The following is a 22,283-nucleotide window of genomic DNA, read 5'->3' as shown; positions in this document are numbered from 1 at the left end:
GAAACTAGACTCAACAAAATATCCAAGATGTTAATTGAAGAATATCAACCAGAAACAGTACAAGATTTACAAGAAGCTTTGAAAGATCTTCTAGGAGACACAATGGAACAAATGTTAAAAGCAGAGTTAGATGAACATCTAGATTATGAATATGGTGAAAAACCACTGTCATTAAACACAAGAAATGGATCAAGTAAAAAAACAGTTAAATCATCATACGGAAACATAGACCTAAACATCCCACGAGACAGAGAAGGATCCTTTGAGCCACAAGCATTGAAAAAATATCAAAAAGACATATCAAACATAGAAAACCAAATAATATCTATGTATGCAAAAGGAATGACAACAAGAGACATATCAACACACATAAAAGAAATCTATGGATTTGGAATATCAGAATCCATGGTAAGCAAAATAACAAATAAAATACTACCAACTATTGAAGAATGGCAAAATAGACCATTAGAAAAAGTATATCCATTTGTATTTTTAGATGCAATACACTATCATGTAAGAGAAAATAACATAGTAGTAAAAAAAGCAGTATATATAGCACTAGGATACAATACAGAAGGATACAAAGAAATACTTGGAATGTGGGTAGGAGAAAATGAATCAAGTAAATACTGGCTATTGGTATTAAATCAATTAAAAGAACGAGGATTAGAAGATATATTAATAGTCTCAACAGATAATTTATCAGGATTTAGCCAAGCAATAGAAAGTGTATATCCAAAAACAGAAATTCAAAAATGCATAATTCATCAAATAAGAAATTCAACAAAATTCGTATCATATAGAGATATAAAAGAGCTAATGAAAGACTTAAAAACAGTATACAAAGCATCAACAGAAGAACTAGCACTAAGTAATCTAGATATATTTGAAGAAAAATGGGGCAAAAAATACCCAATGTGTGTAAATTCATGGAGAAATAACTGGGCTGAATTATCAACATATTTCAAATATCCAGAAGGAATAAGAAAACTAATATATACAACAAATAGCATAGAAAACTTTAATAGACAACTTAGAAAAGTAACAAAAAACAAAACAATATTTCCAAGTGACTACGCCCTACAAAAAAGCTTGTATCTAGCGATGGTAGATGCTTCAAGTAAATGGACGAGTAGAATAAGAGGATGGGATCAAATATTGTCACAACTATCAATATTTTTTGAAGGCAGAATCTAAATTTTGCCATAAAGATAATAAAAAATTTGAATCATTCAATCAAGAGTAAAGGTATAGCCCTGGTCTGACGACCAGCTCTTGACAGAAATCTTCAAATTTTTAAGAAATACAATTAGGCAAAAAGGGAGATTTTTAGAAAAATCTTGACCTTTTAGTTTAATTGTGCCAAAATTAGGTTACAAATATCTGAACTTTCAGATTTTAGTAATAAAAGTATATTTTTTAAAAATCAAAAAAATATCAGCTCACAACCTATCAGGAGGAGCTGATACACAAAACTTTTCACATACCCCAAAATTAAACGGAATGTCCCCTGTTATGTACAGATTACATTCCGCTTAAAATATTAATAAATTATTCCGTGTTTACGGGTTCAGGTCAAAATTGCACGGCTCTATCTTCTTTTCTTATACAATACGAAACCTGCGGCTATTAAAATAATGGAAGCGACAACAACGGCGATTGTGATTCGTTTTTGCTTGGTTTTTTGTTGTTCTTTTTCAAGTTTTTGTTGGGCGAGTTTTTCTTCGTATTTTCTTTGTTTTTCTTCGTTCTCTTTTTTTAATTGTTCTTCTTTTTGGCGTTTTTCTTCGGCTTTCTTTTTCTCTTCTTCTTGTTTTCTTTTTTGTTCTTCTTCTTTTTTCTTCTTTTCTTCCTCTTGTTTTCTTTTTTGTTCTTCTTTGTATTGTTTGTTTTCAGCTACAGTGAGGTAGATGTCGTGATCGTGGTTAATTACATTGTCTTGATTTAATGAAAATTCATTAATTTCTGGTGTTATAATAAATTCTTCGTTATTGACACCTTCTTGATACATTTTTTCGATTTTATAATCTGCAAAGTCCAATGCTCTTTCTTTTTTCTTGCCATAAGGGACAACTGTTTTACGAGTTTCACCTGTATTTAGATTTCTCAAAATAACTATTACATTATTCTTATTTGCGGGATTCTTTTTGATTATGAATCTGATTACTCCGCTTTCTGTTCTCTTTTTTACATCGTCGTATCTTTTTGTTTTATTTATCGTGCCGTCGCTGTTTATCCAACGAACGTAATTCAACGCGTTATTCCCATACTCATCTTGTTTTTGCATATTTCCAGCTATATCTTCGTATTTCTGAGTATTATCACCAAATTTTATCCATGTATTTCTTTCTTTAATAATTGAGCCGTCATATGGGTCGACAAGAACTCCGTCCTTGTTATAAATTCCCGTGGGCATTCCATCAAAAGCGGCATTATACAATTCAGGATCATATTCTGGATCATCCATTGCATAGCTACTTACTTGCACACTCAAACAAATCAATAGTGCAATAGCCAACATTTTAAACAAATTTTTTAGTTTCATTTTTAGCTCCTAATTTATGTAGTGAAGATTCGTTTTCTTCCAATTTAATTATACCAATTATTTAATGGAAATCACATTGTTTTGTGAATTTATTTTAGAATAAAAATAGTTATTGATTAAAGACAAACTTAGTAGTAAAATACAGTTAAGAGATAGGATGAGAGTCTTACTATCCCTTTATATTAATTTCAATTTTGGAAGGAGAAATCATGAACAAGAATTTGAAGAAAGTAACGGCAGCTATATTAATGTTTGCAATTACTGGATCATCTTTGTTGGCAGGTTCATTATCTTTTGCTGATGATGTAAAAAAAGATGTGAACATCGAGAGAATAGCAGGTATGAACAGATACGATACTTCTGCAACTATTGCTACAAAATTTGCGAAAAACGCAGAAAAATTAATCCTTGCTTCAGGAGAAAACTTTGCAGATGCTCTTAGTGGTTCGCCATTGTCAGGAGATTTGAATGCGCCAATTTTACTTACGCAATCCAAAGAAATGCCGAGAGAAACGGAGCTTACTGTTAAAACCATCAATCCAAAAGAAGCTTATGTTATTGGTGGGAATTCTTCAGTTTCACAATCCCAACTACAATTTTTCCAAAAAGCTACGAGAGTTTCAGGAACAGATAGAATAGGAACTTCTGTTGAGGTCAATAAAATAAGAAAAACATTGAATCCAAACATGAAAGAAAGTATTTACAATTCGTTTGTATATCCTGATGCATTGGCAGCAGGTCCACTTGCTTCTAAGATGAATTTGGAATTGATTCCTGTTGAAAAAGCGACAAATCCAGATTACATATTTGGTGGAACATCTACAGTAAAATACAATAAGAATGTAACTAAAAGATTCAGCGGCAAGGATAGATACGAAACATCTGTTGAAATTGCGAAGGAATATTTGAAACACAGTGCTTCTAAGAAAACAGTAATCATAGCTTCAGGAGAAGATTATCCAGATGCGTTATCATCTTCAATTATTTCCAAAGCAAAGGACGCTCCAATTGTTTTGGTTGGCAAGAATCACATTCCAGATTCTGTTAGAAATTTCTTAAAAGATAACCAAATCGATAACATAATTATCGTTGGTGGGGTAAATTCTGTAAGTCAAAAAGTTCAAATTCAATTGAAATACATCAACAAATCAACGGAAGAAGTAAAAGCAGAATATTCAAAAGAAATCGCAAAGCTTAAATCAGACATAGCAGATTACGATAAGCAAATCAAAGAAGCTAGAATTGAAAGAATAAGCTATTTGGAAAAAGTGTTGGAAGGCGCTGAAAATGAACGAAAAATCGCTCAAGAATGGGTAGATAACGGAGTATTTTCATTCCTTCACTGGACAAAGGAAGCTTATCCACAATACGCAGATAATGCTGACAAGGCGTTAATGATTTTAAGAAAATACGTTGAGACTAATGAAGTAAATCCAACGATAAAAGGCGACGCGACATCTTATGATAACTTGATGATTACAGATGATTTGTTAGAAGAAAACAATCAATTTAGAGCTAGTGACAATAATTTCAATGTAGGGCCAATGCATACTAACTTTGAAATTTTGGCAAAAGCAATGGTAAGCGCCAACAGATCTACTAATCACAACAACGGTCACAGACATACTTTCCAAGTTGCAGAAAATTTGGCATGGGGAATGCCAAATCCATACTATGGCTGGTATGATATGGAAAAAGCAATCTACGACCAAAATCCAAATGATCCAAGAGTTGGTCATTACACTAATTTGATGGATGACAGCTACAAAGTTTGCGCGATAGCTTGTAACAACAATCCAAAAATAAATTCACTTAGAATTACATTTGCTTGGAATGCAGATTTCTCAAATGATTTGCTATTGACAGAACAAGAGTACAAGCAAATTTTAAACGAATATTACAACATTGTGGAATCAAAATATATGAGAAAAGAATTGCCAATGTTACAAAAACTTGCAAAATCTGAAACAATAAAAGAAAGAATTAAAGTAGAAGAGATGGAATTTTCCAAGATGGGACAAAAAGTTATGGATTTGGATGATTTGATCAAGGAATTGAACACTAAAAAATCACAATCCAACAAAGCCATCGAGCAACTAACAAAAGAAATGAAAAACTTTTAATTCAATTATCCTACTTGCTAGTTAAGCAGGTAGGATTTTTTTGATTTCAAACGTTAAGAAATTCTAAAGATTACAGAAAAAATAAGCAAAGTTAGTGAAGTTGTGATATAATTTTAACTGTTAAATATATTAATAGGATGATGAAAAATGGAAAAATCAAATCAAAAAAAATACACTTTTTTGATTAATACGACACCACCTCCAAGGCTTATAAAAAGAATGGATCTTGTAAAAGAAAAGTTCGATTTGTATGCTATTTGTTGGGACAAAGGTGGAGATGAAAAATATGATTTCAAGCGTGATTTTTGCAAGAAGGAAATAATCAATATAGATGCTGACAACAGTAACCCTATGAAAAGACTTATTCCAACTTACAAATTCTCACAAAAAGCTTATAAAATATTGGAGAGAATTAAACCGGATTTAATTCACGTTCAAAGTTATGATATGCTAGAGATAGCTACGAAATACAAGAAAAACAAGGACAACAAGGTTAAGATTATATACGAAGTACCAGATATTCACAGATATTTGACTGATGACAAGAAGAATTTCCCGATGAATATTGTGTCTTCTGTTTTGAAAAAAAGAGAGAACAATATGCTTTCATTCGTGGATTTGATGATTGTGACTAGTATGAAATTCTGGGAACATTTTGAAGGAAAATACAGCAAGGATAATTTGGTGTTCATGCCCAACATTCCAAATTTGGAATTATTCAGAGATTATGATAAGTTAAGGGTGAAAAACCAACACGATACTTTCACTGTAGGATACATCGGTGGGCTAAGATATTTGAACGAATTGAAAAAGCTTACGAAAGCTATGGATGGTTTGGGAATGAATTTGATGATGGCAGGTTTCGAGAGTGGAACTTACTTCAAAGAACTTGCCCAAACGAAAGATTTCATTGAATATCGTGGCAAATTTTACTATGACGATGAGATTGCAGAGCTTTATTCGAAATGCGACTGCATATTCTCAGTGTACGATGCGTCGATGAAGAATGTTAGGATTGCACTTCCGAACAAATTATACGAATCCATTCACGCAGAGCTTCCTATAATTGTCGCAAGAGACACTTATCTATCAGAGGTTGTTAACGAATGGAATGTGGGAGTTGCGGTTGATCACGAATCAGATGAGGAAATGAGAAATGTTTTGCTCAAACTTAGAGATGACCAATCATTCTACCACACGCTTCAAGAAAACTGCAGAAAGATGCAATCGGAATTAAATCCACAAAAAAATAACGAAAGATTATTAAATAGAATAGAAAATTTATTTTAAAGGAGAGAATATTATGATTAATGTAATTGGATTAGGTTACATAGGTCTACCTACAGCTTTGATGCTAGCAACATCAGGCAACAAGGTGGTTGGAACAGATATTAAAGAAGAAGTAATTGATAAATTAAAACATAAAGAATTGACTTTCGAAGAAAAAGGAATGGATGAGCTTTTCGAAAAGGCTTTGAGTTCTGATATTACTTTTTCATTAAAACCAGTGTCCACTTCTTTCTATATTATTACAGCACCAACTCCTTACGATCCTGTATCTAAGAAATTGGATTGTTCTTATGTTGTAAAGGCTGTAGAATCAGTGTTGGAACCTGCAGAAGAAGATGCGATTATAGTTGTTGAATCGACAGTTTCACCGGGAGCTATCGACACTTACGTTAGACCTGTTGTGGAAGAATATATCGAAAAATCAGGCAAGAAATTAAACTTGGTTCACGCTCCAGAAAGAATTATCCCTGGCAATATGGTTTACGAATTGGAACACAACGCTAGAACAATTGGCGCTGACGATCCAAAATACGGCGAAAAAGTTAGGGAAGTGTACTCAACTTTCTGCAAAGGTGAAATCAATCTAACTAATATAAAAACAGCTGAAATGACAAAGGTTGTTGAAAATACATTCAGAGACATCAACATTGCATTTGCGAATGAATTGGCTAAGATTTGTCGCCAAGGTGGACTTGATGTCAACGAAGTTATCAGAATTTCCAACAAACACCCAAGAGTTAACATACTTTCACCAGGACCTGGTGTAGGTGGACATTGTATTTCAGTTGATCCATGGTTTTTAGTTGGAGATTATCCACTTCTTACTGAGATAATCTACAAAGCTCGTCAAATCAACGATTCAATGCCAGAATATGTTCTTAAACGTGCTTACAATATTATGCAAGAAAACAACTTAAAAGATTTTTCAAGAGTTGGTATTTACGGATTGACTTACAAAGAAAACGTAGACGATGTCAGAGAATCTCCAACACTTCAATTGTTACAACACCAAAAAGAACATTTGGGAGATGGACTAAAAGTTTACGATCCAATGGTAAAAAGAGAAGTTGTGGAAAATCAATACCACGATTTGAACAAATTCTTAGACGATGTTGATTTTGTAATCGTGATGATTGGTCACGATGAAATCAGAGAAAACATGGATGTATTAAAAGACAAAGTTGTACTTGATACAAGAAACATCGATGTTGATAACAAATACAATTTCTACAAATTATAAAACAAATCAAAGGGCGCTAATATTTGCAGCGCCTTTTTTTCAAAAGAGGTAAAAAATGAAAAAAGTAATGGTGGTTTTTGGGACAAGACCAGAAGCTATTAAAATGTGTCCACTTGTGAAAGAACTCAAAAAAAGAGACGAATTCGAAGTTTGTGTACTTGTAACTGGACAACACAAAGAAATGCTACGTCAAGTGTTGGACGTTTTCGAAATCAAAGAAGACTACAACTTGGCTATCATGAAAAAAGGACAAAGCTTGTTCGATGTTACCACAACTATTTTGGACAAAATAAAATCTATACTAGAAGAAGAAAAACCAGACATTGTTTTGGTTCATGGAGACACTTCGACAAGTTTTGTTGCAGGACTTGCTGCATTCTATTTGAGAATACCAGTAGGTCATGTGGAAGCTGGACTTAGAACTTACAACAAATACTCTCCATATCCAGAAGAATTCAACAGACAAGCCATAGGATCGTTGGCAGATTTCCACTTCGCACCAACTACAACTGCAAGGGATAATTTGCTACGAGAAAACAAAGACGAATCCAAAGTTTTCGTAACGGGAAACACAGTAATAGACGCACTTCAAACAACAGTACGTGACAATTATTCTAACGAAAATTTGATCGAAGGTAAAAAAATGATTCTTCTAACAATGCACAGAAGGGAAAACTTGGGAGAATCTATGAAAAATTCCTTCAGAGCAATTAAAAGAGTTGTCAACGAAAACGAAGATATATATGTGATTTATCCGATACATTTGAATCCAAAAGTACGAGAAATCGCAAACGAAGTATTTGACAATCATCCTAGAATCAAACTCATCGAACCATTGAATGTAGTTGATTTTCACAACTTCATGAAACAATCATTCTTCGTAATGACAGATTCAGGTGGAATTCAAGAAGAAGCCCCAGCACTTGGAAAGCCCGTTTTAGTAATGAGAGACACAACAGAAAGACCTGAAGGGGTAGAGGCAGGGACATTAAAATTAACTGGACTTTGTGAAGAAGACATCTACAACGAAATGACCACACTTCTTTCTGACAAAAATGAATACGACAAAATGAGTGAAGCCACAAACCCTTACGGAGATGGCCACGCATCTGAAAGAATCTGTGACATTTTATCCAAAAATCTATAAACTAAAAAATCCAACTTCATGTAGAAGTTGGATTTCATATTTAAACGTCAAATAAATTTGATACGTTAACAGATTGGATTTTCTCAATTATCTTAATCTGGAATTGAATTATTTAATTAAGCTTGTTTTTTGCTCTTTCTTGATTTTCTTTCAGTATTGAAAAGAGGATTAACTCTTTCGTAGAAGTCATTCATTTGTGCAAAGTTCATACTTGCCATGTTTGAGCTTAAGCTTACTGTACAGTTTTTACCGAAATTTCTGATTTGTTTTTGTGTTGTTTTTGTGAACATATTATTTTCCTCCTATTAATTGTTTATTATTGTTTTAAGATGTCACTATTTGTTTAATTTGTTTAGTTATTACGCTTGTTTTTTGTTTTTCTTTAATTTTCTTGAACCAAATAATGGTGTCATTCTTTCGTAAAAGTTATCCGCTTGAGCAAAATTCATGCTCGCCATACTTGTGTTAAAACTAATTTGTGAACTTTTTCTAATATTATTTTTTCTCATAAATTTTACCCCCTATGCATTTTTTCTGTTTTTGAAGATTCTTCTTGATCCAAACAATGGAGAGAATCTTTCGTTAAAATGATCGACACTTGCGAATGTCATTGATGACATGTTTGTGTTCAAACCAAGAGATGTTTTCTTTGCAAAATCTAAATATTTTCTGTTATTCTTAATCATTTCAGTTCCCCCTCATTTAATATTTATATGTTATTTTCATTCGGTAATAAATGAATATTCACCGAACGAAATTATCGAGTTTAATATTCATTGGATATCCAAATGATAATTCATTTCATATCCCTCATTGCAATAAGTATTATATAACCATAAAACAGCTATGTCAAGCACTTTTTGAAACTTTTTTGAAAAATTTTTGTAAAGAAAAATCAGGAAAACGAATGATTTTTGTGCATACCGTTTTCATAATAGGCTTATTTTTATTCGATAAAATATTTTTTGGGAAAACAAATGTTGATATGTTCAAGTTTTATAAGAAAAACAAAAAAATCACGGTTAATCAATGTTTTCCTGCGATTTTCCCGAAAGAAAACAGATAGCATTTTAAAAATATGGGAAAATTTTTTGTGAAGTTGATAATGTATATTAGTGATTGCAAAGAAATTTAGCGAAATAAAGCTATTTACACAAAAAAATTAGCCGATTAATCGGCTAATTCAAGTCAAATTATTTCTTATCTTCGATGTATTTTATACATAAATCGATAGATGCTTGTAATCCTTCTTGGTGAGTTCTTTCCATTGCGTGTGATGCATCAACACCAGGTCCAATCAAAGCAACTCTCAAGTTATATCCTGCTGCTAATGCTGCTGATCCATCTGAACCGTAGAATGGATAGATGTCAACTGCATGAGGAATATTATTTTCTTCACAAATTCTAACTAATCTTTCTTTTAATTCCAAATCGTAAGGACCTGTAGAATCTGCTGCACAAATTGTTGTTTTAAATTCAGAAGATGTTTGTCCATCTCCAGGAGCAGCCATGTCTACAACGATGAATTCGTCGGTTTCTTCTGGAATTCCGTAGCATGCACCGTGGCCAACTTCTTCGTAGTTTGAGATGAAGAAGTTAAGAGTGTGTTTTGGAGTGATGTTGTTTTCTACGAAATATCTTACTGTTTCATATAATACGTATACGCAAGCTTTGTCGTCTAAGTGTCTTGATTTTACGAATCCACTTTCTGTTAATTGTGTTCTTGAATCTAAATATATAAAATCACCGACGTTAATTCCAAGTTTTTTTACATCTTCAGCTGATTCTACCTTTTCGTCGATTCTGATTTCCATAGTCTTGGCGTTTCTTTCGTTGCTTTTAGCTTCTGGACCGTAAACGTGAACTGATTGTTTGTCGTTTAAGCATGTTCCAGTGTATTTTTTGCCAGACATTGTAGAGATAGTTACGTATTCATTTTCAACAGAGTTGTATGCGTAACCACCAACTAAGAATGTTTTTAATCTTCCGTTTGGTTTGATTTCTTTGACCATCAATCCCAACGTATCCACGTGAGCTGCGAATGTAGATTGTTTTTCGTCAGTTTCACCGCGAAGAGTAACCACCATTGCACCTTTGTTAGTAAAGTTGATTTCAACTTTTCCTAATTCTTCGAATTTTTTTCTAACTTTTTCCATAACGACTTTAGTGTCGCCAGATGGAGAAGAAGTCATTAAAATTTCTTGTAAAAAATCTAAATTTTCCATATTGAGAACCTCCTAAAATATATTTTTATGATACCACATATAAACACATTGTTTCAATTATTTGAGGTCAGAGTTAATATTTTCGTTAATGATTACGAGATTAATTGGTTTTTAAAATTTTCACAGTGAATGTTTCGTTTGAATACACTATTTTAATTTTATAATTCATATCTTCAAGTAAGTTTTCGACGATATACATTCCAATTCCTTTAGATTTATTTTTTGTGGATGATACGAAAGGGTGAGTGATTTTATTTAAAAGAATTTTATCTACAGTTGTAGGGTTGTTCGAAATCTCAATAACATCATTAAAATCGCAGCGTATGTTTCCTCCGAAATCTGTGTACTCTATTGCGTTTTTTAGTAAGTTATCAAAAATTATTCTGAAATGGTCATAATCTACTATGTCGGATTTTTCTCCTTTAATCGTTACTTTTAAATTTTTCTCAGTTATTAAATCATGATGATTTTTAACGGATTCTCTCATTATCTCTGATAATTTCAAATTTTCCATTATCGGATTTTCATCAATTTTATTCATGAATAATAAATCATCTATTAGAATTTGAATTTGATATAATTTTTTCCTAAGTTCTGGCAAGTACTTGTCGGTATCTTCGTATTTTCCTATTTTTTCAATCATACTATCATTCAGTAAAATAGCAGTTTGAAGAGGTGTCTTCAATTCGTGAGATGTAGATTTGATGAAGATTTCTTTTTTCTTCGTGTTTTTTTCTAATATTTTATAATTCTCAGTTAGTGTTTCGTACAGTAATTTCAAGTTATTAGAAAGTTCTTCGATCTCATCGTTAGTATGAATTTCCAAATCATATTTGGCGTTTTTTTGGTTTTTGGATACTTTAGTGAAATTATTCATCTTTAGAATTGGTTGTGTTATCGATTTTGAGTAGATTTTATTTAGTAAGAACACTATCATTACTATAAGCAAGAAAATCACAGGAAATGCAGAAATCACAGTAGATTTTATATCGGAAATGCTGTTAAATATATAAGGATATATAGAAACATAAGTTCCTTCAGAATGTTTTGATATTAAAATAAGATTAGTAGCGATAGAATCTTTTGTTTTGGACTCTGCTTTAATTAGTATTGAATTATTCTTTCTTTTAATACTAAAAGTGTCTTTTGATACATTATTGATATTACTGTAACTATCAATTATAACGTATTTTTCTAGTTCTTTTTTTGCTTCTTTTATTAAAGGGTTTATTAATCTTTCAGAATTTTTAGAATTTATCTCTTTGAACTCATCGGTTTCAAGAGAACGTAAAAGATTTTTTATATTTTCATTTTTAATTGTCATACTTAAATTAAATCGCAGACCTGAAAACACAACTTTATCTTTTCCTTTAGGAATAAAATATGAATACATACCCTCTTTTGCGATTTCATTTAGATTATTGTAATTTTTGTTTTTTATAAATGAATCATGAACTGATGATGCAATATTCTCTGCTGATTCTATTTTTTTTTCTAAGTATACATTGGGCATATAAAAAGCCATATAGGAAAATATAATAGTACATATCAAGAGAGTGAGGATGATATTATAGAGAAAATTTTTTGATGAAATATTTAATTTAGGCTTCTTCATTTAACTTATACCCCGCTCCTATAACTGTTTTAATAAAGTCTTTGGGTAGTTTTTTCCTCAAATTTTTTATATGGGAATCTATAGTTCTACTGCTTCCATAAAAATCTGTGTTGTAGAGAGAATTAATTAGATTTTCTCTTGAAAATACTTTTGTTGGATTGTTTAGAAACAACGACATAATTTGAAATTCTGTAACTGTTAATTTCAAATCCATTCCATTATATAATACACGAAAACCTTCTTCATCTAACGATAATCCCACCTGTGAAGTATTTTGTGAAAAACTTCTTCTTTTCATTATCATTTCTAGTTTTTTAATCAATAGTATTGGCTGAACTGGCTTGACAATATAATCGTCACAATACAGATCAAAAGCACTAATTTGAGTATTTAAATCATCAAGAGCAGTCAGCATCAATACGTTTGAGTTTGATATAGATGGAGTATTTCGTATAAACCTTAATACATCTATTCCGCTGTTTTCTCCTTCGACCATAATATCTAAGATGATAGCATCAAAACTATTACTACTTAAAATTTTAATCGCATCATCGCCATTTGAACTTTGACACACATCAAATCCAGCTATTTTCATGTATTCGGTTAAAATCTCTCTTATTTGCAATTCGTCTTCTAAAAAGAATATTTTTTTCATACCATCACATCCTATAATAATTATATAATAAGTTGATAAAAAATGTATTTGTTAGTTCGATTTGCGTTTGTTTTTGTAAATAGATATAGTAAATAATACTAATGATAATAAGACTAATACGATTAAAGATTGAAAGAATGAATAGTTTAAGTTTGCTCCTTTTGCTACTTCATTCACATATTCTATAGAAGAAAAGTGACTAATTGGAATTAATTGTGCAATCTTCTTGATTGCCTTTGGCATATCCTCTACTTGAATCCCCATCATTCCTCCAAGTATCATACTCAAAAAGTATATTCCCATTGAAAGTGAAAAAGAAATGGAGAATTTTTTAAAGAATATACATATAGAATATCCGATAAAAAAAGAAGCAACAGCAATTAAAGTTACAAATCCTGTGTGTTTTATTATTGATATTAAAGGAATATTAACACCTAAAGCGTATTTCATAACCCCAAAATAAAAAATATTACAAACAGTCCAGAATAAATAATAGACTATAAATTTGTATTTTGCCATTGATAAATGATTAATTGAAAACAAGTCTAACCTATCATAGACACCTTCTTCCAAATCTTTAGCAAATAATGCTGATAATCCAACTAAGAATATAGAAAGTGGGCTTATAATACTAATAGTTAAAACTATGCTTCTTTTTACCTCATCAATGAGAGGTGCAGGAACATCTTTGAGTCCCGATATTATTAGAAATGACATCAATATTGGAAATACCATTCCGAAAAATAAACTTGTAAAGTTTTGTAAAAGTAACTTTGTCTCAAATTTAAAAATGTATTTGTTCATTATTTTGCTCCTTCCTTCTTCAATGCATTAAGAACTGTAAGTTCAATAGAATCATTCAAACGTTCGAATTGTTGATTATTATCCACAAGAGTGGATATCAATTTTTTCTCTGTATTTATATCATTAAATCCTGCAGCTATTTTGTTTTCCATTGCTTCTAATCTTATATCTTTTGGTATAAGTGATTCTGTTATGTTGTTTTTTTCGGTTAGAATAACTGAACTTGTACAGTACTTTAAGAACATCTCTCTTTTTTTTCCATAGAAAAGAACTTTTCCTTCATGTAAATACAACAACTTGTCACAAATATCCTCTAATTCTTGATAATAATGACTAACCACGAGAATTGTTGTTGACTTGTCTTTGTAGTATTCTACTATTTTTTCCATTAATGATTGTCGACTCACAAAATCAAGTCCTGTTGTTACCTCATCAAATATAGTGACTGGAGAATTTTGCCACATAACCAAAATCAAAGTGAGTTTTTGTTTTTCTCCACCAGATAATTTTTTAAATGATTTGTGAAGCAATTTTTCGAAATCGAAAAACTTTATTAAATCCATCAGATTTGAATCTGATTCTATTTTTTTATTAGTAATCATTTGAATAATATCTTTTGTTTTTACCGTTTCTGAATAATTGTTAAACTGCATGTGAACTGCAATTTTTTCTTTGGGTATATCACTTGAAATGCTTCCACTATAATTAACTAATCCCAAAATTGCCTTAATTAACGTGGATTTTCCGGCACCATTTGATCCAATAATTCCTATTTTATGAGCATCTTCTAGGACGATTTCATCTTTAATATCAACAGCAATTTTGTCTTTGTATTGAACTTTAACGTTATTTAATTTAATCATAAGCTCCTCCTTGTTATCTATATAATAAAATGCTGGTGTGGATTTAAAGTGCATTTGGTATATAATTTAGGTAAATTATTATGATAAAATTAATTGAGGTGAAAAATGAAAGGATATTTTGCATCACATTTCTTCAACGACGCTATGTTTCGTTGGACTGAAGATTTGGCGAGATTTATAGAAAAAGAAGTGGACATTGATTTGTATGTGCCACAACGAAATGATTCGATAAACAACAAAAAAGACAATGATGCTACAATTACAGACATCGACATCGCAAGAAATGACATGGCGAAGTTAAAAGAAGCAGACGTTCTAATAGCGTGTCTTGATGGATTGTCGATTGACGATGGTGTTGCAGGAGAAATCATGGCTTTTTCTGTGATGAAAGATTACGAAGAAGAATACAAATTAACTGACAAGAAAAGAATTATCATCGGATTTGTCACAGATATGAGGTATTTGGGAACTGGAGAGAACAAATTGTACAGAAACCAAATGATAATCGGTCAAGTTAAAGACAAGGGATATTTCATCGTTGGATATCCAAATACAGACGATTACAAGAAAGAAATCGTGAATATTATTAAAAGAGAATATTAGAAAAATCTAGCTAGAAATAGCTAGTTTTTTTATTGACAAATGGTAAATGAAAATTTATCATATAAGTGATAAGAATATTCACTATCAAGAGGGAGAAGAATGAGAAGAAAGTACTTATCTGCAATATGCAAATTAATTTATTTAATAACATTAATTTTAATGTTTATAGTTAACAAGAGAAATATTCAATTACCAAAAATCACATTGATTCTTTTAGTGGGAATAAATATGATTAGCTTTGCCGCAAATATATTTTTATCGGAAATATCAAAAAAGTTAAAAATTGGCATAATTTTGTCTTTGGTAATTTTTTACGTAATTTTCGTAATTTTAATATGATTTAATAGCAAATTGAAATATTCTTATCGTAAAATAGCGAAGTTCTCATTGGATTTTGGTGGAGATTTGGTGAGGACTTTTTTGTTGGTATCAGAATTAGATATAACTTGGTGTATAATATAAATGAAAGAATAATCCAAAATAACAAATTGGATAAATTACGGATTTTACACTATTTTTAAATGGTGGAATATGGTATAATTAGTAGTTGTGATTTGTAGTTAACTTAACAGTTAAATGAATCTAATAATTTGAAAGGAAGTTGTTATGAATAAATTAGCGATAATTGGTGCACAATGGGGAGACGAAGGTAAGGGAAAGGTTGTAAATTATTTTTCCAAATTTAATGATATTATTATAAGATCTTCTGGTGGTGCCAATGCAGGACATACTATTTATTTTAAAGACAAAAAGTACGTACATCATTTACTACCATCTATAACTTTTGACACAGATTCTAAGGGATTCTTGGCAAAAGGAATGGTAATCGAATTAGAACAAATGATTGAAGAGTTGAAAGTTTTGGAAGCTGATTTCCCAGGAATTTCCAAGAGATTTATGGTTGATGTAGAAACATTCATCGTTCTACCTTACCACAAAGAAGAAGATGGATTGTTGGAATCTATGAGAAAAAATCCTATCGGAACTACAAAAAGAGGTATCGGACCTGCTTATCAAGACAAAGCTGCTAGACAAAATGTAAGAATTATTGATTTGTTTGACGATGAATTGTTAAGAGAACGTGTTGAAGAAATAGTTTATTTGAAAAACAACATCTACGAAGGCAAAATGCACATCGATGTCGACGAAACAGTAAATTATTTGCTTGACAAATTCGACCAATTATTAAAATTGGGCGTTACATTCACATCAGCATCTGAAATCGAAGATGAAATCAAAAACAAAAAAGTTCTTTTCGAAGGTGCACAAGGAATCATGCTTGACTTAGACTCAGGAACATACCCATACGTTACATCAAGCACAACAACTGCTTACAGCGCATCAGCAGCAGATGTTACATTGACTGATGATGACACAATCATGGGAGTTGTAAAAGCATACACATCCAGAGTTGGAGAAGGAGAATTCCCAACAGAATTGTTCGATGAAGATGCTGACAAGCTTAGAAAATTAGGCAACGAATTCGGAGCTACAACTGGAAGAAATAGACGTGTAGGTTGGATTGACCTTGCACAACTTCGTTATGCAATCAAAAAGAGCAAAATCAACTCAATTGTCATGACAAAAGCAGACGTATTAAACGGCTACGATAAAGTAAAAGTATGCGTTGGCTATGAAATAGATGGAGTTGAACAAAAAATGCCATTCATTTCAAATGATTTCAAAAAAGCAAAACCAATCTACAAAGAATTTGACGGTTGGAATGATGTGTTCGAAGTAAACTTCTTAAAATACATGACATTCATCGAAAAAGAATTAGACACAGAAATCTCTTATGTTTCTTATGGCCCAAAAACAGAAGAAATTATGGAAAAAAGAGATTTTATCATGAATATAAAATAAAATATTACAAATTATTCCGTGGATTAGCTTCACGGAATTTTTTGTCCAAATTTAATTGGACTTCAAAAACCAAAAAAATTTTCCTCAAAAATGTTATAAAATTTCAAAAAATTTGTTTTATGAAATTGAAAAATATCGAATAAACAATTAAATTTTAAAATAAACGTTGGTATTTCAATGTTTTAAATCAAAAAAATAAAAACAAAAAAATTTAGGAAAAATGTTGAACATAGTTCAAAAAAGTGGTACAATATAAAACGTCGAAAGAAATGAACGATGTTCAATGAAGGAAAGGAGGTTAATTGTGTCTTATTTGGATGAAAAGAAAAAGGATACTAAATTAAAAATATCCCAATCTGCGATTAAGATGTTTGAAAAAAAAGGAGTCGACAAGACGACTATCAGAGATATTATGAGTAACACTGATTTGGGTTTGGGAACTTTTTATTCGTATTTTAAGGATAAGGATGATTTGAAGGAACAAATAGTCCTGTCAAAGGTTACGGATTTGGTTGTAGAGACTGAGAAAAAGTGCGACCAAGAGGATCACGTTGAAAGATTTATTAGTTTTTTGAATTATATTATTGATTATTACATTGCGAATCCTTTTGAGTTTGAACTTGTTGCGAGCAATCTGAACTGGGCATTGTATGCCAGGGTCGAAAATGACAAGAGGTTTGCTGAAACAGACACTACACTGAAATACATTTTAAACAAGTATTCACAGTTGTTTTCTAAGGAATATTCCGATTCACAAAAACTGTATATTCTTTCTTTGACGATTGAAACTGTGATTTCGACTTGTAAGCTTGCAATCAGAAATGATTCTATTTTATCTATTGATGAAATGAAGTCTGTTTTGGTTGAGGTTATTAAACAAATTTTAAATAGATAAGGGTGATTTTTACATGAAGAAATTTTCAGAATTTATAGCTAATCATCCTAAGTTAGTGCTTTTAGTTATGACTTTGTTGTTGATTCCATCAATAATTGGTTATAAGGCGACTAATATTAACTACGATATTCTGTCTTATTTGCCAACTGATTTGAAATCGACTCAAGGCCAAACAATTTTGGACAAAGATTTCAAAAATGCAGCTACTGGGATGTTGATTTTAAAAGGCACAGACAACGATGCCGAGAAATTAAGAGAAGAAGTGCAAAAAATCGACGGGGTTGAGGATGTTATATCCAAGACTTCAATTTTAGGACCAACTGTTCCTAACGAATTTTTGCCAGATGATATTAGAGATGTGTTCTATGCAAAAGATAGTACTTTAATGATGGTTAAGTTTAGTGAATCGTCATCTTCAATGAGAACTATGAAGGCGATAGAACAAATAAAACAAATCGAATCCAAAGAAAAATACTTGAGTGGTATTAGTGCTCTTGTAAAAGACACAAAGGATTTGATTGATAAGGAAACGCCGATTTATGTAATGCTTGCTGTGGCACTTGGACTTGTGGTGTTGAGCTTGACGAATGAATCGACTGTAATTCCATTCGTATTTATGTTGAATATAGGATATGCTGTTGTTTATAATTTTGGGACTAATATATTCTTAGGACAAATATCCTACATTACAAAGGCGATTGCAGCGGTGTTGCAACTTGCCGTAACGATGGATTATTCGATTTTCTTGTATCACAGATATGCAGCGGAAAAGAAAAAGAGAGACACACATAAGAAGGCAATGGCGAAAGCTATTGAGGCGACATTCTCATCGTTATTCTCATCTTCACTTACAACTTTTGCAGGATTCTTGGTTTTGATATTGATGAGATTGTCTTTGGGTAAAGACATTGGACTTGTAATGAGTAAAGGTGTCTTTATCGGACTTTTATCTACTTTGATAGTTCTTCCACCAATGTTACTTCTTACAGAAAAAGCTGTGGACAAGTACAATCACAAGGTATTACTTCCAGAATTCAATAAATTACCAAATTTTGTTGTCGACAAAAGAAAAGTGTTGGCGATTGTGTTTGTGGTTTTATTTATTCCAGCAATTTACGGTTCAGTTAACACAAAATTGTATTACAACTTGGATAGATCATTGCCACAAGATTTGGATTCAATAGTATCACTTAATAAAATGAAAAAAGACTACAACATGGCAAGTACACACTTCATCGTTGTAAAGGATAATTTATCTAATACTGCTATGAGTTCTATGATAGATGAATTGAAAAAAATTGACGGTATTAATTCAGTTGTTGGAACGAATTCCATCACAGGGGTTACAATTCCTGCTACATTCTTACCGGACAAACTAAGAGATAACTTCGTAAAAGATGGCTACGAAATGTTGATGGTTAATTCAAAATACCAAACAGCATCTGAGGAGGTTAACAAACAAATCGAACAAATGCGTGATGTAATTGCAAAACACGACAAGGACGGATATTTGACAGGTGAAGCAGTTCTAACAGACGATTTGACAGATATTTCTGACCAAGACTTCAAGATGGTTAACATAGCATCATTGATTGCGGTATTTTTAATCATTGCTATATCATTCAAATCATTTGGAATTCCAGTTGTTTTGATAGCTGCAATAGAACTTGCAATTCAAATCAACATGGCAATCCCATTCTACTTCAATCAAACAATTCCGTTTATCACATCGATAGTAATCGGAGTAATCCAATTGGGATCTACGATAGATTATTCTATCTTGATGACAGACCGATTCCTATATGAATACAATAAGCGCAAGAATGTAAACGAAGCGTTAAAAGTTTCAGTAAAGGAAACATCCAAATCAATTGTTACAAGTGCCTTATCATTCATGGCAGCAACAGTTGGTGTAGGAATTTATTCGAAAATGGAAATAGTATCCACAATTTGTACTTTATTGGCTAGGGGAGCAATCATCAGTATGCTTGTAATCATAATATTACTTCCAGCATTGTTGAGTATTACATTCCCATTTATCAAGAAAACAACTAAGAACTTAGCGTAAAGGAGAATAAATAATGAAAAAAAATATCGAAAAAGTGTTAGCATTAACTTTGATATCTTCAATGACATTTGCTAATCTTTCATTTGCAGAACAACAAGATTTAATCAAAAAATCAGAAACAGTTTATGTAACAGTAGAAGGTAACGAAATCAAAGACAAATCAGTTTCTGTGTGGTTAAATTCAGATAAAAATATAAAAGCAAACGACAAATCTAATTTGACAAATGTAAAAGATTTGAAAACAGACAAAGAACTAAAATCTGAAAATGGATATTTGAAATTAGATGAAAACAAAAAAGACATCTACTACAAAGGTGACACTGACAAAAAACTTCCAGTGGATGTATCTGTAAAATACTTCTTAGATGGAAAAGAAATGAAAGCTTCTGAATTGGAAGGAAAATCTGGTCATTTGAAGATTGTAATCACTTCTAAAAATAACAGATACGAAGCCAAAACAATTGACGGACAATCAAGAAATGTATATTCACCATATGTCGTTGTAGCAGCGATGACATTTGACGATGAAAAAGTAGAAAACATCACATCAGATGATATAAAAGTTGTAAAAGACGGCAAGAATGAAATAGTAACTACAGTTATGACACCAGGTATGAAACAAAACTTGAGTAAAATTGTAGAAGACAAAGAATTGGATAATTTCAAGGACGAAGTTTCAGTTGAAATGGACATCAAAGATTACAAACCAGTAGAAATCTACTCTGTAATCACTAACGAATTCTTCCAAGAAAAAAAGAACATCGATTCATTGGACAAACTTCAAAACGGTGTTAAAGAATTACAAGATAATTCACAAAAACTTGTAGATGCATCAGTAAAATTATCTGAAGGACAAGACAAACTAAACTCAGGAATTTCACAAATGCAAACAGGAGTTACAAAACTTCACTCAGGTTCACAAAAACTTGCATCATCTACACAACAAATGCAAGGCAAATTCTCAGGAATACAATCAAAAGTAGGTCCTATACAAGGATATGTAGCTCAAATGAACGACGGTAGCTTGAAATTATACAACGGAATTTCGGACTACACAGCTGCTGTTGGAAAAATCAAAGAAAACACAGCTAAGATCAAAGAAGGCTCCGAAAAACTAGCCAAAGGTGCAACTGATTTGGACAATGGAGTTGGCAAATTAAAAGATGCGACTTCACAATTAAGAGCTGGAACTGAAAATATGAAAGAAATGACTGCACAAAAAGACCAACTACTTGAAAAATCATCACAATTATCAAACGGATTGAATGGCTTGGCAGGAAGTTATGGTCAATTAGCAGATACAGTTGAACAAATTTCAGGAAAATCTCAACAATTAAAAGATTCAAGCGCACAATTCAACGAAAAATTACAACAAGTAGCACAATTAGCAGGTGGAGCTGATGGAAGTGCAAGCGCAGAAAAAATCGCACGTGGACTTGAGAACTCAGCTGAGGGATTGAACAATGCAATCCAACAATTACAAGCAAAAAATGAAGAAGGACAATTAAGTGACACAATTGCATATCTTCAAGCACAAAAAAATGTAATGTACGTTCAAGCAGAATCCATTAGAAATGCTGGTTCACAAAATGCTGGGCAACAAAAACTACAAGCAGCATTGGCACAACTAGCACAAAGCTCAAGTGCATTATCACAAGGAAACGCTGATTTATCCAATGCGCTTATGAGAACATCAGCTGCTATGAATCAATCAAAAGCAAAACTTGTAGATTCTTCTAACCAATTATCTCAAGGATTGGGACAAATGGGTGGTGCATTGAACGGTGCAGACGGATTATCAACATTGAAGGATTCCATCGACAAACTTGACGATGCAACAGGTCAAATCAAAGGTGGATCACAAACATTAAAAGAAGGAACATTGCAAAATGAAAAAGCAATGGCAATGCTTTTAAATGGAATGGAAGAATTGGACAAGAATTCAAGCGCATTAGTTGAAGGCTCATCAAAATTATCTGGTGGATTACAAGAATTCAACAAACAATCAGCTCTTTTATCTTCATTGTCACAAATCAATGAAAAAGCCATCATTCCAATGAGTAATGCAATCAATATGTTAAATGATGGACTTGGAAAATTAGATTCATCAACTGGACAATTAAAATCAGGTAGCGACAAGCTTGCTTCTGGACAAAAAGAATTCAGTTCCAAATTAAAAGAATACAAAGAAAAAGGAATTGATGAATTATCCAACAAGACAAAAGATTTGAACAAATTCAAAGACATCATCGATGCTATGAGTGATTTGGCAGTTAAAGATTCTTCATTCACAGGAACAGACAATAATTTTGAAACAAAATCAAGAATTGTTGAAAAAATAAAATAG

At 31.8% G+C, this 22,283-nt stretch carries 19 protein-coding genes; 10 read left to right on the top strand and 9 right to left on the bottom strand.

Annotated elements, in window-relative coordinates:
* The first annotated feature begins 27 nt into the window (after nt 1-27).
* Complete coding sequence (locus HMPREF0391_RS04890; RefSeq protein ID WP_196218489.1) at nt 28-1,197, top strand: IS256 family transposase; 1,170 nt, start codon at nt 28-30, stop codon at nt 1,195-1,197.
* 394 nt (nt 1,198-1,591) lie between these two features.
* Here HMPREF0391_RS04890 and HMPREF0391_RS04885 read toward each other — a convergent pair whose 3' ends face one another.
* Complete coding sequence (locus HMPREF0391_RS04885) at nt 1,592-2,545, bottom strand: hypothetical protein (protein ID WP_002835804.1); 954 nt, start codon at nt 2,543-2,545, stop codon at nt 1,592-1,594.
* 209 nt (nt 2,546-2,754) lie between these two features.
* On the opposite strand from HMPREF0391_RS04885, the gene HMPREF0391_RS04880 reads away from it, so the two are divergent.
* From HMPREF0391_RS04880 to wecB, 4 genes are all read left to right on the top strand, one after another.
* On the top strand, nt 2,755-4,668 hold the full coding sequence (locus HMPREF0391_RS04880) for a cell wall-binding repeat-containing protein (RefSeq protein WP_002835803.1): 1,914 nt from the start codon (nt 2,755-2,757) through the stop codon (nt 4,666-4,668).
* 147 nt (nt 4,669-4,815) lie between these two features.
* The gene (locus HMPREF0391_RS04875; protein WP_002835802.1) at nt 4,816-5,958 is read left to right on the top strand and encodes a glycosyltransferase; all 1,143 of its coding nucleotides are present in this window, start codon (nt 4,816-4,818) and stop codon (nt 5,956-5,958) included.
* A gap of 13 nt (nt 5,959-5,971) precedes the next feature.
* On the top strand, nt 5,972-7,198 hold the full coding sequence (locus HMPREF0391_RS04870) for a nucleotide sugar dehydrogenase (protein ID WP_002835801.1): 1,227 nt from the start codon (nt 5,972-5,974) through the stop codon (nt 7,196-7,198).
* A 55-nt stretch (nt 7,199-7,253) separates the two neighbouring features.
* Nucleotides 7,254-8,345 carry a non-hydrolyzing UDP-N-acetylglucosamine 2-epimerase gene (wecB, locus tag HMPREF0391_RS04865; protein WP_002835800.1) on the top strand — a complete coding sequence of 364 codons (1,092 nt, stop codon included), beginning with the start codon at nt 7,254-7,256 and terminating at the stop codon, nt 8,343-8,345.
* Between the two features lie 116 nt (nt 8,346-8,461).
* On the opposite strand, the gene HMPREF0391_RS09490 is transcribed toward wecB, so the two are convergent.
* From HMPREF0391_RS09490 to HMPREF0391_RS04830, 8 genes are all read right to left on the bottom strand, one after another.
* Nucleotides 8,462-8,635 (bottom strand): hypothetical protein, encoded by a 174-nt coding sequence (locus HMPREF0391_RS09490; protein WP_002835799.1) that lies wholly within the window; start codon nt 8,633-8,635, stop codon nt 8,462-8,464.
* Between the two features lie 69 nt (nt 8,636-8,704).
* On the bottom strand, nt 8,705-8,854 hold the full coding sequence (locus HMPREF0391_RS04860) for a hypothetical protein (protein WP_002835798.1): 150 nt from the start codon (nt 8,852-8,854) through the stop codon (nt 8,705-8,707).
* Between the two features lie 12 nt (nt 8,855-8,866).
* Nucleotides 8,867-9,031, bottom strand: coding sequence for a hypothetical protein (locus HMPREF0391_RS04855; protein ID WP_002835797.1), 165 nt, complete (start codon nt 9,029-9,031; stop codon nt 8,867-8,869).
* Between the two features lie 507 nt (nt 9,032-9,538).
* Nucleotides 9,539-10,570 carry a M42 family metallopeptidase gene (locus HMPREF0391_RS04850; protein WP_002835795.1) on the bottom strand — a complete coding sequence of 344 codons (1,032 nt, stop codon included), beginning with the start codon at nt 10,568-10,570 and terminating at the stop codon, nt 9,539-9,541.
* Between the two features lie 100 nt (nt 10,571-10,670).
* A complete protein-coding gene (locus tag HMPREF0391_RS04845; RefSeq protein ID WP_230454516.1) occupies nt 10,671-12,083 on the bottom strand; it encodes a sensor histidine kinase in 1,413 nt (470 codons plus the stop codon).
* A gap of 88 nt (nt 12,084-12,171) precedes the next feature.
* Nucleotides 12,172-12,840: a response regulator transcription factor gene (locus tag HMPREF0391_RS04840; protein WP_002835793.1), complete on the bottom strand. Its 669-nt coding sequence runs from the start codon at nt 12,838-12,840 to the stop codon at nt 12,172-12,174.
* Nucleotides 12,841-12,891: 51 nt separating this feature from the next.
* Nucleotides 12,892-13,644: an ABC transporter permease gene (locus HMPREF0391_RS04835; protein WP_002835792.1), complete on the bottom strand. Its 753-nt coding sequence runs from the start codon at nt 13,642-13,644 to the stop codon at nt 12,892-12,894.
* The gene (locus HMPREF0391_RS04830) at nt 13,644-14,507 is read right to left on the bottom strand and encodes an ATP-binding cassette domain-containing protein (RefSeq protein WP_035109345.1); all 864 of its coding nucleotides are present in this window, start codon (nt 14,505-14,507) and stop codon (nt 13,644-13,646) included. Before HMPREF0391_RS04830 ends, HMPREF0391_RS04835 begins: the two co-directional genes overlap by 1 nt.
* A 105-nt stretch (nt 14,508-14,612) precedes the next feature.
* On the opposite strand from HMPREF0391_RS04830, the gene HMPREF0391_RS04825 reads away from it, so the two are divergent.
* The 5 genes from HMPREF0391_RS04825 to HMPREF0391_RS04800 all read left to right on the top strand — a co-directional run bounded on the left by HMPREF0391_RS04825 (nt 14,613) and on the right by HMPREF0391_RS04800 (nt 22,283).
* Nucleotides 14,613-15,110, top strand: coding sequence for a nucleoside 2-deoxyribosyltransferase (locus tag HMPREF0391_RS04825; RefSeq protein WP_002835790.1), 498 nt, complete (start codon nt 14,613-14,615; stop codon nt 15,108-15,110).
* Nucleotides 15,111-15,716: 606 nt separating this feature from the next.
* Nucleotides 15,717-16,973, top strand: a complete 1,257-nt coding sequence (locus HMPREF0391_RS04815; RefSeq protein ID WP_002835789.1) for an adenylosuccinate synthase — start codon at nt 15,717-15,719, stop codon at nt 16,971-16,973.
* Between the two features lie 304 nt (nt 16,974-17,277).
* Entirely contained in the window at nt 17,278-17,868 is a 591-nt protein-coding gene (locus HMPREF0391_RS04810) for a TetR/AcrR family transcriptional regulator (RefSeq protein ID WP_035109328.1), read from the top strand.
* Between the two features lie 13 nt (nt 17,869-17,881).
* Nucleotides 17,882-19,936, top strand: coding sequence for an efflux RND transporter permease subunit (locus tag HMPREF0391_RS04805; protein WP_002835787.1), 2,055 nt, complete (start codon nt 17,882-17,884; stop codon nt 19,934-19,936).
* Between the two features lie 13 nt (nt 19,937-19,949).
* Entirely contained in the window at nt 19,950-22,283 is a 2,334-nt protein-coding gene (locus HMPREF0391_RS04800; RefSeq protein WP_002835786.1) for a hypothetical protein, read from the top strand.

It is taken from the genome of Finegoldia magna ATCC 53516 (genome assembly GCF_000159695.1).
In the GTDB taxonomy this organism is placed as follows: Bacteria; Bacillota; Clostridia; order Tissierellales; family Peptoniphilaceae; genus Finegoldia; species Finegoldia magna_F.
Note: the sequence above shows the minus strand (reverse complement) of the source record. Positions and strands in the feature narration are given on the sequence as shown.